The sequence below is a fragment of the Paraburkholderia sp. BL6669N2 genome, assembly GCF_003387275.1.
In the GTDB taxonomy this organism is placed as follows: domain Bacteria; phylum Pseudomonadota; class Gammaproteobacteria; order Burkholderiales; family Burkholderiaceae; genus Paraburkholderia.
Genome location: NZ_QUNA01000002.1, coordinates 2,983,778 through 2,999,614 on the forward strand (window position 1 = coordinate 2,983,778; position 15,837 = coordinate 2,999,614).

Genomic DNA, 15,837 nt, shown 5'->3' on the forward strand with positions numbered 1-15,837 from the left:
CCGACCCAGCATAGGAAGCCAGACCTCCAAGCCGACACGCTCCCGACTGTAAGTTAGCTGAATGTTTTCGTCAGAGAATCCGGACATACCGGATTTTCCCGATCTGCGCCGAGCGCTTCAGGATCAGGTCGGCAATGAATTCCGGCAGGAGCGCGCGCGGCACATTAGACGGTATATCTTCCACGAGCTGCGAAGGGACACGGACGATAAATTCGTCCGGCGCATTCTTCAGGCTGTGTTCGTAGCTGACACGATAATCCATGACTGTCCTGTCCTTCGAGGGCGATGCTTCTGCGCCACATTTTATCAGCGCGCTACCCAGGGACGCCGCGTAACCATTCCGCGAGCTTCGACCAGCGACGTTCCGTTTGCTTGCCCTTGACCGCGATCGCCAGTGCACGCTTTTGCCCGACCAGTACAACGAGGCGCTTGCCGCGCGTGATGCCGGTGTAGATCAGGTTCCGCTTGAGCATCATATAGTGCTGCGTCGAGACGGGAATCACCACAACCGGATATTCCGATCCCTGGGACTTGTGGATGGTTGTCGCGTAACACAGCACCAGCTCATCCAGTTCGCCAAATGCGTAGGTTACGATGTGCTCATCAAAGGTCGCTGTGAGCTCCTGCTCTTCAGCGTCGATGTGGGTCACAAATCCGATGTCGCCGTTGTAGACGTCCTTGTCGTAGTTGTTCTCAATCTGCATGACCTTGTCGGCGACACTGAAGCGATAGCCAAACTTCTCGATACTGTGTTCGCCCGGCGGGTTCAGTGCTTCCTGCAACATCTGGTTGATGCCGCGAGCACCGGTGAGGCTGCGGTTCATCGGGCACAGCACCTGAATATCGCGCACCGGGTCCAGCTGGAATTTTCTGGGCAGCCGGGTCTTGACCAGGTCTACGACGGTTTGGGCAACCGCTTCAGGATCGTCGGCCGGCACGAAATAGAAATCCGACTCTTCGCCTTTTTCCGGCAGTGACGGGAACAGCCCCTGATTGATCTGGTGGGCGCTCCGGACGATGCGCGACGTGGCGGCCTGCCGGAACACCTCGGTCAAGCGGACGACAGGCACCGCGCCCGACTCGATCAGATCCGCGAGAACCTGACCGGGGCCAACGGACGGCAGCTGATCCACGTCCCCGACGAAGATCACCGCAGTGGCGCTCGCCACCGCCTTGAGCAACTGGTTCGCCAGCGGCACGTCGACCATCGAGCACTCGTCGGCCACCAGCAGATCACATTCGAGCGGCGACTCCTCGTTGCGCTTGAATTGCCCATTGGCTGGATTGACTTCAAGCAGCCGGTGGATCGTCTTCGCCTCTAGCCCGGTCGATTCGGACAGTCGCTTGGCCGCCCGCCCGGTTGGCGCGCACAACAGCGCCTTCACCTGTTTTGCACGCAGGATCGTCAGTATAGAATTGACCAGCGTGGTCTTTCCCACACCGGGGCCGCCGGTGATGACCAGCAGCTTTGACGAAAGGGCGAGGCGGATCGCCTGCTTCTGGCTATCGGCAAGTTGGATCGCGAGTTTTTGCTCAACCCACGGAATGGCCTTGTCGGCGTCAAATGCGGTCCATGGCGGGGATCCAGACTTCAGGCGCTTCACCTCTGAAACGATGGAGCGCTCGGCGTTGTACAGCTGCGCGAGGAAAACGCTCGGAACGCCGTCAACGGTATCGGCGATCACGATTTCCTCTGCCAGTTCCTGGTCGATCGCATCCTCGATGATGGGTTGCGGGATTTCGAGCAGCTTCACGGCAAGCGACACGAGCTGGCTCCGTGGCAAGCCACAGTGACCTTCCCCGGCTGCTTCTGACAATGCGTAAGAGACGCCGGCCCGCGCACGCAGCGGGGAATCACGTGCGATACCGATCTTCTGCGCGATGGTATCGGCCGACAGGAACCCGATGCCGCGAATGTCCCGGGCCAACCGATAGGGATTTTCCGCGACGATAGCGATGGCGTCCTGGCCATAGGTCTTGAAAATCCGCACGGCGCGGGACGTCGAAACGCCATTGCCATGCAGGAAGACCATGATCTCGCGAATGATCTTCTGGTCAGCCCAGCCCGATGTGATCTTTCTGGCACGAACTTCCCCGATTCCATCGACCTCTCGCAGCCGCGCGGGCGTTTGCTCGATGATGTCGAATACGGCGGCGCCGAAGGCCTTGACCAGCCGGCCGGCGTATACCGGACCGATACCCTTGACCATCCCGGAGCCGAGGTAGCGTTCGATGCCGGTCAACGTGTTCGGTGGCGAAATCCTGACGAAGACCGCCTTGAACTGTCTGCCGTGCTCGCGATCCGTGACCCATGTACCCGACGCCGAGGCGTACTCGCCTGGCGCTACCGTCGGGGTGTGCCCGACCAGGGTGATGAGTTCACGCTCGCCCTTGACCTTCAACCGCAGGACGCAGAATCCGCTATCGGCGTTGTGGAACGTGACGCGCTCGACGAGTCCCGCGAGGCGATCCGGTTCGGGCCTGGGCGCGGCGTTGGGTGGACTTGGTGACATGAATGAGGCGCGGCTTGTTGTATCGCTACTGCAATGCTGACAGGATCGGAATCCTACCGTGTAACAAGGCAAGCGGGCCGGAGATGTCGAAGATAATGCTGGTCATCTTTCCTGACAGGCACACCAATTTTTGCCAATGAACACGTTGAACGAAGTGCTCCCCCGCCTCACCGTCGACCAGCTGAAATCGCTGATGCGCTGGCTTCCTGATGCCTCTCCCACTGGCAGGAAAGACCTGCTGGTCGGGGCAATCCTGCGAAGTCTCGCTGGGGACGGACTGCGCGCACTCTGGGATCGTCTGGACGACATCCAGCGTATGGCGGTGGCGGAAACTGCGTACGCCCTGGACCGCCTCTTTGATGGAAACCGGTTCCGGGCGAAATACGGACGGTTGCCCGATTTCACGATCAAGGAGAATGGCCGCCACTATTCGGATTATGGATCGCCGACGGCGTTGGGCCTTTTTTTGTACTACCAGGATGGGGGTTACAGCCTGCCCAGTGATCTGCTCGAGCGATTAAAAGCCTTCGTGCCCAAACCCGAGCCCGTCAGACTGAGCACAATCGAAACGCTTCCGGAGGAGATCGGTGAAAACCGGCTGACGGTGCGACACACCGAGCGCGATGCAATGGTGGATCTGTCGGTTCTGCTGCGTCTGACGGATCAGGGCAAGATCCAGGTCAGCGACAAGACATCGCTGCCAGGCTCAGCCACGCTGCGCCTGTTGACGGAGAACCTCGCTGGCGGTGATTTCTATGCCGATAAACCAAAGCAGGATCGATGGGATCAGGAAATCGGCCCGATCAAGGCGTTCTCGTGGCCGCTGCTGCTTCAGGCGGCCGGCCTGCTGCAACGGAACGGCAGCAAACTGGCTTTGAGCACGGCAGGGCGGAAAGCTTTGGCTTCCTCCCCAGCCAGCGTATTGAGCGCGATCTGGAACAAATGGCTCAAGTCCAGTCTGTTTGACGAGTTCAGCCGCGTCGACGTCATCAAGGGACAGAAATCGAAAGGTCGCGTCATGACCGCCGCAGCGCCGCGGCGCGCCGCTATCAATGAAATGCTGCAGCTCTGCCCGGTCGGAGCATGGTCGATGCTGATGACATTTCCCGGTTCATGCAGGCGACAGGTCGCACGTTTGACGTGACGCACAACCCGTGGAAGCTTTATATCAGCCACCAGCAATATGGCAGCCTGGGCCACGATGGCTACCATAGCTGGGAAATTCTGCAGTTCCGCTATCTGCTCTGCGTCCTGTTCGAATACGCCGCCGCCCTTGGCATCATTGATGTCGCCTACGTTGAACCAACTGGCGCGCGTAACGACTTTGGCGACCTGTGGGGGACGGACGATCTGGAATTCCTTAGCCGCTACGACGGCCTGATCTACTTTCGCGTGACGCCGCTGGGTGCCTGGTGCCTCGGACTGGCTGATGATTACACGCCCGCTCCGATCCAGCCGAGCGTCAAGCTTTCTGTGTTGCCCGGTTTACAGGTCAATGTCGTCGGCGGAAACCTGTCGACGGAAGAATCGCTGACGCTGGATACCTGGGCTGTAGAGGCAACGGACAGGAGTTGGCGGCTGAACCGTCAAAAGGCCGTCGGAGCGATTGAAAAAGGACGCGACATTGCCGAACTTCGAGCGTTTCTGCAGACCCGGGAAGATCAGCCCCTGCCAGAAACGGTAGAGTCCTTCATCAGGATCACGGGGAAGCAGGGCAAGGCGCTGAAAATCTCGGGCACCGCATTGCTGATCGATTGTGAGAATGAGGAAATCGCCACCATGATCGCCACGCGTAAGGAAGCAATCGGTCTGTGTTTGCGCGCCGGCGATCGACAACTGGTGGTCCGTCTGGAAAACGAAGAAAAATTCCGCACTTTAATTCGCGTTCTGGGTTTTGGCATGGCAACCTGAAGCCCGACCGTGAGGCGGAACAGATGCGGCAGATGTTGACTAAAGGGCGCTCAGCGAAATCCGCGAACGTCGCCTTTTTTCGAAAGCGGCGTTCCCGTCACGGTACCTGTCACTGTCGATGCGCGAAGGTCCGTTGACTGGGCGGAGCTGACGTTCGAATGTCCGGGCGATAGCGCACGCCAATGGCCGCAACTGGCCGACTCTGGCCTTTGGGAGCTCACGCTATTTTTGGCATCGGCGAACACGGTTGACAGGTCGAAATCAACTTCTAAAACGTAAGCGGTCCATCTTCGACGTCTATCGGCTGGCGGCATGAGCGAGGAGCATAGGTGTCCACCTACGTGGAGGTGGACACCTATGGCTGGCAATGACTCAGAGTTAAGAGTAGTTCGTCTAAGCCGCGACGGGCGCCGTCGCTATGACGAGGACGGTAAGCGCGCGCTGGTCGAGGCTGCATTGCGCCCGGGCGTGTCGGTAGCCCGTCTGGCACAGGAGCATGGGATCAACGCCAACCTGCTGCGCAAATGGACCACGAAGTACCTGATGGAACGTGAGAAAGGCATCTCATTGGCATCGCTGAAGGACGACGCCGACGAGCGCGCCCCATCACCACCCGCAGTCGAAGTGATGGATGGCAACGCCATCGATATGCCGGATTCACGTAAGCGGCCCACGCCGGCAGAATCCTCCTCTGCATTTGTTCCTGTCGTGTCGCTACCACCGGCACTGCTGCCACCACCCGTATCTCCGGCACCGCCGATGACACTCTCACTGCATGTATGTCTGTCGAACGGCGTGGAGCTCGATCTCAGTGCAGCAAGCATCGACGAACTGAGCACTGTGGTCCAGATGTTCGGGAGGATGCCGTGTTCCGGTTCGACGCAAAGCTGACGGTATACCTGCACCGCGATCCCGTCGACTTCCGGTACGGAATGAACAGTCTGTCGATTCTCGTCGAACAGGCGATGCGCCTGAATCCGATGGATTCCTCGCTCTACGTTTTTACCAACCGGCGATGCGATCGCGTCAAGATCCTGGGCTGGCAGCACAATGGTTTCTGGCTGATGCTCAAGAGACTCGAGGCCAATGATCGCTTCGTCTGGCCTGACAGCAAAACCGAAGTCGTGACGTTGACTGTCGATCTGCTGCACTGGCTTCTCGAAGGTGCCGACATCGCTGCTCTTCAGCGGCATCCGAAACGCCACTATGCTCGCGTGAGTTGAACACGGCATCGGCGTGCCGGTCTAAGTGGCATGCCGATCAACGTGACCATCGACGCTGACGAACTCAGGGCGCTCCTCGCGATACGCGAGGAGCATGACGCCCTTCAGTCAGAGCGTGACGGGTTACGCAGCGCACTGCGTCTCGTGACTGCGGAGCGCGACCTGGCCGAGGAACGACTGCGCGCTTACCGGCGCGAGCTGTTCGGCGCGAAGAGCGAAGCTCGCGCATCGGATCAGCCCGGTCTGTTCAATGAAGCCGAAGTGCTCGGCACGAACGCAACACCCGCGCAGGAAGATACTCCCGAAACCACGATCGCAGCGCACACGCGCAAGAAGCGCGGTCATCGCAAGCCGCTCGATCCCAGTCTGCCGCGCGAAGTCGTTCGGCACGAGCTTCCCGAAGCCGAACGCTTCTGCAACCACGACGGACACGCGCTCGTCGAGATCGGCGTCGAAACGAGCGAGCAGCTCGACGTGATCCCCGAGCAGGTTCGCGTCATCCAGCACCAGCGCGTCAAATATGCCTGTCCGTGCTGCGACCTCGGCATCAAGGTTACGCCCGCGCCAGCGCGCATCATCCCGCGTGGGCTGCTCACGGAATCGGCACTCGCGTGGGTCGCCACCGGCAAGTATCAGTTCGGCATGCCGATCTATCGTCAGGCTGGCCTGCTGCGACGCTTCGGTGGCGACATCTCGTCGAACACGCTCGCCGCGAGCATGGTCCGCATCGGTCTCGCAACGCAGCCCGTTATCAACCTGATGCGCGACGCGTTGCTCGATGCGGACGTGATCTACTGCGACGAGACGACGTTCCAGGTCCTGAAGGAAGAAGGGCGCAAGCCGCAAACGAAAAGCTATCTCTGGGCGCAAATGACCGGATCGGGAACGCCCATCCGCTGTTTCGCCTATACGGCTGGTCGCGGCGCGAAGCTGGCCGACAAACTGTTCGCCGGCATTCGCAAGGGTGCGGTTCTGATGACCGACGGATACGAGCCGTACAACGGCATCGCGCAACAGTATCAGCTCGTGCATCTCGGATGCTGGGCTCATGCAAGACGGTATCTGGTCAAGGCCGAAGATAACGTGCCCAAGGCGGCCCGCTCGCCCGGTCTGCTCGCCACACGCTTCATCAAACTGATCGGCAAGCTGTTCGCGGCGGAGTCGCGCAGTGAAACGTGGCCGGCTGAACGACGACAGCGATTGCGACGACGATACAGTGCGCGCGTACTCGATGCCATCGAAAAGCTGATGCTTGAACAGTTGCCCGGCGTCGTGCCGCAAAGCTTACTCGGCAAGGCGCTGGCCTATCTGCATGGGCAGTGGCCCAAGCTGATCCGTTACGTCGAGAACGGCAACTGGCCCATATCGAACAATCCCTGCGAGAATTCCATTCGCCCGTTTGTTGTCGCACGCAAAAGCTTCCTGTTTGCCGATACAGTTGCTGGCGCACATGCGAGTGCGAATCTTTATTCGCTGGTCGAGTCAGCAAAAGCCAACGGCATCGACCCATACTGCTATCTCAGCTGGCTGTTCCAACGTCTGCCACTGGCGAAGACCGCCGACGACTACGACGCGCTGTTGCCGTGGAAGATGCCCGCCAATCTCCGCTGACCCTTCTCACTACCACACAATTTACGCCTCAGAGCACCTCTGAGTGGCGTCGTTCGTGGACCGCATACTCTAAAACAAAGCCCCACGAGACGGTGCCCTCCGGTCAAGCGGGTTGCGCTTTGCGAAGCCACTGGCGGTCGTAGGCCGTGGAGGCCGTCGCTTTTGACCTCGCTCCAAGGCGACTTCGTCGGCTCGCTGATCAGCGAAATCGCGCGATTCGCAGATACCGGCATGACGGTGGCGAACCAGCCGACGAGCGGACCGGAACTGTTCGGCGGCGCCGTGCGCTATGCGACCAACGCGCGTCAGGAATTCACGAACGACTGGGCCACTCCTGTCATGAGGTCCGACGCAGGGTTTCCCCATTTAGTTGCCTTTGCCGCTCGCTACATTTCGTTCTTTCTGTTGATTTATTGCCTCTTGGACGCGCTGCAAGCCTTGTTTAGCCATTTGAGTGTACAAGTCGGCCTTCGCAGCTTGAAACACGATAAGTGCAGCTTGGTAAGCGTTCGCAGCGTCCTCGAGTCGCACCCGCTCTGACTCGCGTTCCCCAAGCGTCATAAGTGCTGTGCCGAGGTTGTTCTGCGTCAATGCCCAATCAAGGGGCACCTGCTCGCGGGTGCGCTCTTCGAGTGCCTCGCGAAACGAGCTCACCGCTTCCTGCAGCAGCGATAGGCCTGACTGGCCTGACTCGCTCGCGCCGAGCGCTGTAAGCACGAGGCCGAGGTTATTCTGCGTCGCCGCCCAATCGAGCGGTACCTTTTCTCGGCTGCGCTCCTTGAGCGCCTCGCGGCAAGCGATCACCGCTTCCCGCAGCCGCGCCGGGTCTGACTCGCGCTCCCCGAGTGCCCCGAGCGCGATGCCGAGGTTATTCTGCGTCATAGCCCAATCGAGTGGCATCTTCTCCCGGGTTCGCTCCTTGAGTGCCTCGCGGTAGGCCGTCACTGCCTCCTTAAGTCGCGCCGGGTCGGCCTCGCGGTCCCCGAGCGCCGCGAGTGCGATGCCGAGGTTATTCTGTGTCATCGCCCAATCGAGCGGCATCTTCTCGCGGGTGTATTCCTTGAGCGCCTCGCGATGGGCAGTCACCGCCTCCTTTAGCCGCGCCGGGTCGGCTTCGCGTCTACCGAACGTCTCTAACGCGCTGCCGAGGTTGTTCTGCGTCCACGCCCAATCCAGGGACGCCTTGTCGCGGGTATATTCCTTAAGTGCCTCGCGGTAGGCCATCACTGCCTCCTGCATCCGCGCCGGGTCCGACTCGCGTTCCCCAAGCCTCACAAGTGCTGTGCCGAGGTTGTTCTGCGTCAACGCCCAATCGAGCGGCGCCTTGTCGCGCGTGCGCTCCTTGAGTGCCTCGCGGTAGGCCACCACTGCTTCTTGCAGCCGCGCCGGGTCCGAATCGCGCGTACCAAGCGTCTGGAGCGCGTTGCCGAGGTTATTCTGCGTCATCGCCCAATCCACTGGCACCTTCTCCCGGGTGCGCTCCGTGAGCGCCTCGCGAAGGGCAATCACAGCTTCCTGCAGCTTTGCAGGATCCGACTCGCGTTCCCCGAGCCGCATGAGCGCAACTCCTAGGTTGGCCTGCGTCCTCGCCCAATCGAGCGGCATCGTCTCGCGGATGTACTCCTTGAGCGCCTCGCGATAGGCCGTCACCGCTTCCTGCAGGCGCGCAGTGTCCGACTCATGTGCCCCAAGAGCCTCGAGCACTACGCCAAGGTTGTTCTGCGTAGTTGCCCAATCAAGCGGCAATTTCTCGCGGGTGCGCTCTTGGAGCGCCTCCCGATAGGCGGTCACAGCTTCCAGCAGCCGCGCGGAATCAGCTTCGTGCTCCCCGAGCGCCGCGAGTGTGACGCCGAGGTTGTTGAGCGTCATCGCCCAAGCGAGGGGCGCCTTCTCGCGAGTAAGCTCCTTGAGCGCCTCGCGAATGGTCATCTCCGCTTCCCGCAGCTTTGCCGGATCTGACTCGCGTTCCCCCAGCGCCTCGAGCGCGTTTCCGAGATTGGCCAGCGTGGTCGCCCACTCAAGAGGTGCCTTCGCGCGGCTGCGCTCCTTGAGCGCCTCGCGAAAGGCAATTACCGCTTCCTGCGTTCGCGTCGGAGTCGATTCGTGTCGCCCGAGCGTATCAAGCGCGGCACCGAGGTTGTTCTGGGTAGCCGCCCATTCGAGCGGCGTCTTCTCACGGGTGTAGGTCCTCAGCACCTCGCGGTAGGCTATCACGGCTTCCTGCAACGAGTCGTATCTCCCCGATTGATCGCCGAAAGTTGCGAGCGCGTTGCCGAGAATGAACTGCACGTTCGCACGCGCGTTCGCGTTCCATTGGTCGGCTTGACTGCCTCGCAACAGCTGCCGTACGCGCTGAATAAAGGGAGAAAGTTTGTTCGCCTGGTATCGCCCCTCATAGGCATCGAAATCAGCCGCGCTGGTTGCGACGAGTAGGCCGAGCACGTCGGTTAGATCTTGCCAGAATAAGGGCGGGAGGTTCATATCCTCCGTGGTCGTCTGATAGCGCCCTGCGGTAATCGTCTTCCGCTCGTCTCGAGAAATGGTCAAGTGAAGCCTGGCTAGGCATTTGCCATCTTTTACTTCCTTTAGGCACTCGCCCCACACCATCACATCAAAACCCGAGTTTTTGAGCATCGCTTGCGCGCGCTCGTGGCCTTCGAGTTCGCCTCGTTCAGGCGCAATCAACCGATCGAACGGCATCGTGTTAACGATCGGGAACTTGTCAACGAGCGAGGCGCGGATTCGTCCCTCCAGGGAGTGGTCTTCGTCGCCTTCGAGGTGTGCGATAGCGACGTTGAATCGTCCTGGCTCGGCCTTGGGTAGCGATTTCTCTGTGAGCTTTTGGTCGATTTTGGCGACGAGGAATTCGATCCCGGGTAGCTTGGCAATGCGGTCCCATTGTGACCAGCCGAGCGCACAGGCCAGCACGATAGCCAGTCCAGGCCAACCAAACCGCTTCCATACCCAGCCTTGAAAAGACTTCCAAGGGTCCGGCAGTTCCTGCGCAGACTGCGCAGGAACCGCGGATTTGTCCTTCACAGCCTGAGTGATCCGCTCTTCTGGTTGTTTCTCGGAAGGCATCATTCCCCCTGGGCCGTCCCGAATGTGGGGACCGCACTCAACCATAGACCGACCCGAAATAAAGGCAACCCCCATTATTTAGGAAGACCCCGCCGATCCTTCTACCAGTCCCGAAAACGAACGTTTGGTGAAAAGCATAACGTTCGATTGCGTTCCTCCGTGAAAACTAAGGCGAACCGTCAGGCCGTTATTGCAGTTTGCGGTGGAAGTTTTGGAGATCGCCGCCCACCGGGCCGACCCATTTGGCGCATTGCGACCCAAAACGGACTTTCGGCCTGCTCAAGACCGAACGACCGAAGTCGGGCCGTTATCGCCCTTAGGGAAACTCCCACCTACTTGCTGGGTGAACGCCGGGGGCGCGTGACTAGTGATCTTCAGTTTCATGGATTCGTCGAGGGACGAGGCGGACACAAACTGAGGCAGCGAGCGCTCGAATCCATGAGGGTGGTACTCTTGGGCATCCGATTCGCAACTTTACGCTTTCTCTTCGCAGCTGCTCGCCGAGAGTAGATATTCTTTGGGGAATGTTGATGGGCAAGAAATCGTTTTCTGACGATGCCAGCGATTCGAATGAAACAAATGAACAGGCGTTAGTGGCATTGACAATACAGATCAAGGAGTTCGTTCAGAACAGAATGCTCGATAGCCGGTTTGCTGCCAAACTCGTCAAGCGGCTGAAGAAGGAAGCTGATGCCATCTCGGAAGGCGGCAATACAACGAAGCTTGGGAAAAAAGCTCTAAAAGAGGCCTTCGACACAGTCGACGCAGTGCTGCGGGATCACGATGCGGCATTGTTGGTCACGGCAAACGCGGCGCTGCGCGAGACGGACGACGCGACCAGTGGCAAGAAGTCACGGCAACGACCAAAGGAAGATTGAGCAAGCCTCTTCCTGTCGAAAGCGTTCCTCAAGCCGGGAGCGAAGTTTTTCCTTGAGTCACAGACTTGCTCAGTTCGGTGGCGAAACGCGCCTGAAACGTTTCCACCGCTTCTTCAATGTCGGATGATCGGCGGCGACGCGCGAAGCAAGATAACCTCGCGCGAAGGCCGCACCCGGGGCCGCTTCGGGCGATGCTCGTGGCAGCAGCTTCAGAAGCTGGTCGGCGACAACGGCATCGTTGCGCCAGCCCAGATCATCCTGGAGCTCGGTCAACGCGCCGACATAATGCCGGACGGCGCTCCTCGCAAACAGCGACGCAAAAAACTCGGTCGCGTATCGTACTTTCTTGGCGGCAATGCGGGCGCGGTGGCGACGGTGATCGTCGAGATCGGCGAGCCGCTTCCCACGTTTGGCCAGTTTCGTGTGTCGGCGGCGCACGACTTGCGCGGCGAATTGCCCGACGGGCCTGCCAATCGCCTCGCGCTGCTTGTCGGACATCCCGTCTTGCCAGCCCTTTCGGTTTAACCAGAGCGCGAGTCGGAGAACCAGCCGGGTATAGCGAACCGACTCGACTGCGGCCGCCGCCCGCTGTCGGTTGTTTGCGGCGATCCGCTCGCACGCCCGCTGGACAGGCAGGATTTCATCGGCGTCTCCGTTCGCCCCCGCATGTTCAAGCGTCGATCCTGCGAGTACTTCCCAATCACGCGCGGCGCCGAGCTCCGATGCGATCCACCGCAGTTCCTCGTCGAGGGCGGGATAAGCCGGAATCACCTTTGCAAACAGGTCGAGGGCCGAACGCAGCCGACGGAGCCCCACGCGCATCTGATGGACGCTCGACGGATCGTGGCCGGACACAACGCCACGTTCGTTCGCGTTGACCTGAACCAGACAGTTGCGCGCGATACTGCAGAATGCGTCCTCGACTGAATCGCGCTTGTTCAGATGCACCGGTTGGGCCTTGACCGCGTCGCTTTGCCCCGCGACGAGCAATTCGTAGCCGCGATCGGCCTTGCTGAGATGGTCTATGCGCAGTGGCACGATTTCCAGCAACTCAAGCGCGGTGCCGTACAGGCTCTCTGGCTGGCCGTGTTTCAGTTCCAGCTCAACAGCCGCGATTTGCACCGAGCCGGAGTCCGCGTCAATCGTCCCTTCGTCGAGCGCAACTTCGAGTTCGTCTCCAGACGGTAAGCGCAGCGGAATAGTGGATCGCGTGATCCGCGTGACAAATACAGGCTGCAAGCGGGCGGCAGCAGCCTCGTCACGGATCAACCCGCCGCAGTCGGTATCAGCGGGTATCTGGTCCCGCAGCAGTTTCAGATCGGGCGTGTCGCTATCGACCGGCATCTCAAACTCGTCCCTGTCGAACAGGCCCGCCTGCACCGATCCTTCCAGTTTCAACGTCTGAAGTCGCTCGTTGCCGACGGCACGCACGCGCAGCGAAGCCTTGCACCAGTGGAAGGCAAGCTCGGGCGTATCGAAATACGTGCTTGTCAATAGCTGGGGGGCATTGGCCGCGCTTTCCGCTTGCGCGAGCACGGGCGCCCGACGCAATTTGTCGAAATCTTCGATCGGTACTCGCAGCTTTAGCTCTCTTTCCATACCGCCTCCGATTTCCGTACCTCACTATCAGGCTATACGGAAACCGCCGGAATGCTGGACTGGTTTGACCACCATGCTGCTGTGCCTACGATGGCGAAACTGCACTCACGCTCCTTCGTGCCAACCGGCGATGCCAAACTGGCGGTCCTCGATCCGCGTCCGTCGCTGGTCGACCCGCGACGGTCCGTGGATGCCGCAGCCGTCAACGGCGGCTGGCAAGGGCGCAACGGTCACCCTATCCTTGTACAACCTGTGCCGGGCCTTGTGCAGGCGCATCGAAAATGTCGCACGCTGTCTTGTTCCACTCCCAACGGTTGAACAGGCAGACACGAAAATATCGAGTCATTGCCCGGCGACGGCTTTGCGCAAGATATCAGTGCTCGCTTTGGTACGCCATTGCGAGCGAATTTCCGTCACAACCGAGTCCGGCAGTGGAATGTAGTCCAGGTCTTCCGCAGCCCTGCCCCCGTTTATGAACGCCCAATCGAAAAACTTCAGCGTTTCGTCGCTGTGGCCTGGCTTGTCCTGCGTTGGATGCAACAACACATAGGTGGCGCCAATAACCGGCCACGCATCCTTACCCAGTTGGTTGGTCAGCAGTTGATAGAGTGATCTGGACCAATCCGTGCTGGCGGCAGCCGCTTTGAAGGTTCGCGAACTGGGCTCGACAGCGGCGCCCGACGCATTTCTCATGGCCGCGTATGTCATGTGGTTCTGCTTTGTGAAATCCCATGCGACATAGCCTATGGCGCCCGGAAGATAGCCGACGTAAGTGGCCACGCCCTCATTACCCTTGCCGCCAATTCCAAGCGGCCAGTGCACGCTGGTGCCTTCACCCACCTTGCGCTTCCACTCTGGACTAACCTGCGCGAGGTAGTGCGTCCAGATTAGGGTTGTGCCCGAACCATCCTGACGCCGCACCACTGCAATGGGGGTGTCAGGTAATTTAATCTTCGGATTCAACTGAGCGATAGCCGGATCATCCCAATATTTGATCTTGCCAAGGAAGATTTCTCCAAGCAACGGACCTGACAGCATCAGCTCACCCGCCTTGATGCCCGGAAGGTTGACGACGGGCACCACGCCGCCGATCGCCGTCGGGAACTGCAACAACCCGTCCTTCATCAGCTCGCCGTCGCTAAGTGGCGCGTCCGAACCCGCGAAGTCGACCTCTTTCGCAACGATCTGTTTGAGGCCATCCGATGAGCCTACACCGTAGTAGCTCACCTTGCCTCCGCCGGACTTCTGGTAACCGGCGGCCCACGTATTGTAAAGGGGAGCCGCGAAAGTGCTGCCGGCGCCAGTAATGTCGGTGGCGTAGGTCGGGACGACGAACGACCCGGCAGCCAGCGCGGTGACGAACGTTAGATAATGTCTCACGAATATCTCGCTTTAAATTCTTTTGCGACATCGATGAGCCGGTACTGTGCTGTCCCACCCGTGTCTAGCTCGCCAATGTTTGAGCATAGCCCCAGTTACAGGACTATGAAAGAACGAGTCCGTATTGATGTTGGGCATTGAGAGAACGACCAGCGAAGGTCCGCTACCCGAACGGCAGCCGACGTTCGAACGTGCCGCTATCAGCGAGGTTGAACGGCTGATCCTGGCCGAACGCGGGCCGACGGCGAACGCACCAAACCGACCCTAAGCGGTCCTTGTTGACTCCCGAAAGCCGCCGCTCACGCGCTTTGGGTAACCGGCACTGGAGCAGGATGTGCAGAGGATACCGGCTTGTGCCGTGAAGGTGACGAAGGCGTGGCCCAAGTTGACGTCAGCGTTGAACCCCTAGTTAGCTTTGGAGCGGCGCTTCATGAATTTACGAGAGGCTTATGAGGGATGCACCACCGCGATTTGAATTTGCCCGTGTGGTGCGTCGACGGTATGTTCTTTGACCGCCTGTTGTTTGTCCGGCGATAGGGCAGGAATGAACACTATCCCTTGGTGTAGGCTGCAGGCAATCAAGTAATGCCTGATCTGTTCAATACCCTCGCGGGCGCGCCGAGCCCAATCTGTCTGCGACCGTTTAAGCTCGACAACTACTGATGCATCGCCTTTCTCCAGAAGAAGGTCTAGACGCAGTTGACTCGATCCATACCGGATTGGCTTGTCGAAGGACATTCGAATATCTGCATCTGCGGCAGCAATGAACCCCGACAGCTTTCCAAGTAACTCTTGCTCTAACAATACTGTTCCTTTCGGTGTTTCCCTCCGAAACTGCGTGGAGAAGTGAGTCAGCAATTCGACGCATTGATGCATGAACCCCATAGAACGGTAGTTCGGAACGTCGGAAAAGATGGATCTGGCGATCTTGCTTAAGCGCTCTTTCTCCGCTTCGAAAAAGTGCTTCTCAAGCATTTGATCGAGCAGAATTGCGAAGAAGGCTGAGACACTTACGATTGCAAGCATCGCCTCTTGCGACGAGAAAAAGAGCTGATAGTCATGTGTGGACGCATTTCGCCACTCAGTACGATAGTTTCTGAACTGACTCAGAACTCGCTCTTTGAGTATTCCAGCGGATTCAAAGTAACTCTCAACGTCAAAAGGCTTCTTCTTGACAGGATCGGCTCCAGTTAGCACTCGGTATGCCTCTTTGAGCGCGCCTTCGAACGCCTGATTGGTTCGATAAATCACATCCGTATAACAAGTGTTCGCCGAGGTCCTTGCTACGTTCAAAATGGCTCTCCGCGATCTCAATGTGGTGAATGATGGACTCAATTCCACGTTGAGAAGTCGTGCCTTCGAACGATCTCGCCTTCGACCTTATTAGCGCTGTTAGATCCATGGTGTCGCCGTACTTAACAAGTTCCTGTGGATTTCATACTAGAAGAGCCTACGCCACGCAAACAGGCACGCGACAGTCGCCGCTGAGCGGCAGCTTTATGTCGCGTGTCCGGGTTGAGCAACGACTTATATTTCACTCATGATTTGCTTTACTCTTTCGCCGCCTACGCGGCCGCCTCTTTCAAGCTCGTCTACAGCGTTGGCGATTGCCGTCTTATATTGGCGAATGATTGACGCCAC

12 protein-coding genes are annotated in these 15,837 nt (G+C 59.2%); 6 read left to right on the top strand and 6 right to left on the bottom strand.

From position 1 onward, the window contains the following. Positions 1–70: 70 nt before the first annotated feature. Both B0G80_RS35840 and B0G80_RS35845 read right to left on the bottom strand, forming a co-directional pair. Positions 71–262: a hypothetical protein gene (locus tag B0G80_RS35840; protein WP_116122464.1), complete on the bottom strand. Its 192-nt coding sequence runs from the start codon at positions 260–262 to the stop codon at positions 71–73. A 52-nt stretch (positions 263–314) separates the two neighbouring features. After that, positions 315–2,513: an ATP-dependent RecD-like DNA helicase gene (locus B0G80_RS35845; RefSeq protein WP_116122465.1), complete on the bottom strand. Its 2,199-nt coding sequence runs from the start codon at positions 2,511–2,513 to the stop codon at positions 315–317. 136 nt (positions 2,514–2,649) lie between these two features. On the opposite strand from B0G80_RS35845, the gene B0G80_RS47490 reads away from it, so the two are divergent. The 5 genes from B0G80_RS47490 to tnpC all read left to right on the top strand — a co-directional run bounded on the left by B0G80_RS47490 (position 2,650) and on the right by tnpC (position 7,258). Beyond that, on the top strand, positions 2,650–3,657 hold the full coding sequence (locus B0G80_RS47490) for a hypothetical protein (RefSeq protein ID WP_258879146.1): 1,008 nt from the start codon (positions 2,650–2,652) through the stop codon (positions 3,655–3,657). Beyond that, the gene (locus B0G80_RS47495; RefSeq protein WP_258879147.1) at positions 3,597–4,424 is read left to right on the top strand and encodes a hypothetical protein; all 828 of its coding nucleotides are present in this window, start codon (positions 3,597–3,599) and stop codon (positions 4,422–4,424) included. Before B0G80_RS47490 ends, B0G80_RS47495 begins: the two co-directional genes overlap by 61 nt. A 357-nt stretch (positions 4,425–4,781) precedes the next feature. After that, positions 4,782–5,315 carry a transposase gene (locus tag B0G80_RS35855; protein WP_116122466.1) on the top strand — a complete coding sequence of 178 codons (534 nt, stop codon included), beginning with the start codon at positions 4,782–4,784 and terminating at the stop codon, positions 5,313–5,315. Next, a complete protein-coding gene (tnpB, locus tag B0G80_RS35860; protein ID WP_181920136.1) occupies positions 5,291–5,647 on the top strand; it encodes an IS66 family insertion sequence element accessory protein TnpB in 357 nt (118 codons plus the stop codon). The genes B0G80_RS35855 and tnpB overlap by 25 nt, the downstream gene beginning before the upstream one ends. A 30-nt stretch (positions 5,648–5,677) precedes the next feature. Then, positions 5,678–7,258 carry an IS66 family transposase gene (tnpC, locus tag B0G80_RS35865; RefSeq protein WP_116122468.1) on the top strand — a complete coding sequence of 527 codons (1,581 nt, stop codon included), beginning with the start codon at positions 5,678–5,680 and terminating at the stop codon, positions 7,256–7,258. Between the two features lie 366 nt (positions 7,259–7,624). On the opposite strand, the gene B0G80_RS35870 is transcribed toward tnpC, so the two are convergent. After that, positions 7,625–10,342: a tetratricopeptide repeat protein gene (locus B0G80_RS35870; protein ID WP_181920137.1), complete on the bottom strand. Its 2,718-nt coding sequence runs from the start codon at positions 10,340–10,342 to the stop codon at positions 7,625–7,627. Between the two features lie 527 nt (positions 10,343–10,869). Here B0G80_RS35870 and B0G80_RS35875 point away from each other — a divergent pair. Continuing rightward, positions 10,870–11,217, top strand: a complete 348-nt coding sequence (locus B0G80_RS35875) for a hypothetical protein (protein ID WP_116123849.1) — start codon at positions 10,870–10,872, stop codon at positions 11,215–11,217. Positions 11,218–11,286: 69 nt separating this feature from the next. Here the strand turns inward: B0G80_RS35875 and B0G80_RS35880 are convergent, their stop codons facing one another. The 3 genes from B0G80_RS35880 to B0G80_RS35890 form a co-directional block, all read right to left on the bottom strand. Then, positions 11,287–12,816 (bottom strand): CYTH and CHAD domain-containing protein, encoded by a 1,530-nt coding sequence (locus B0G80_RS35880; RefSeq protein ID WP_116122470.1) that lies wholly within the window; start codon positions 12,814–12,816, stop codon positions 11,287–11,289. 342 nt (positions 12,817–13,158) lie between these two features. Beyond that, positions 13,159–14,196: a phosphate ABC transporter substrate-binding protein PstS gene (gene pstS, locus B0G80_RS35885; RefSeq protein ID WP_116122471.1), complete on the bottom strand. Its 1,038-nt coding sequence runs from the start codon at positions 14,194–14,196 to the stop codon at positions 13,159–13,161. Positions 14,197–14,643: 447 nt separating this feature from the next. Continuing rightward, complete coding sequence (locus B0G80_RS35890) at positions 14,644–15,489, bottom strand: hypothetical protein (RefSeq protein WP_147309963.1); 846 nt, start codon at positions 15,487–15,489, stop codon at positions 14,644–14,646. Positions 15,490–15,837: the final 348 nt, after the last annotated feature.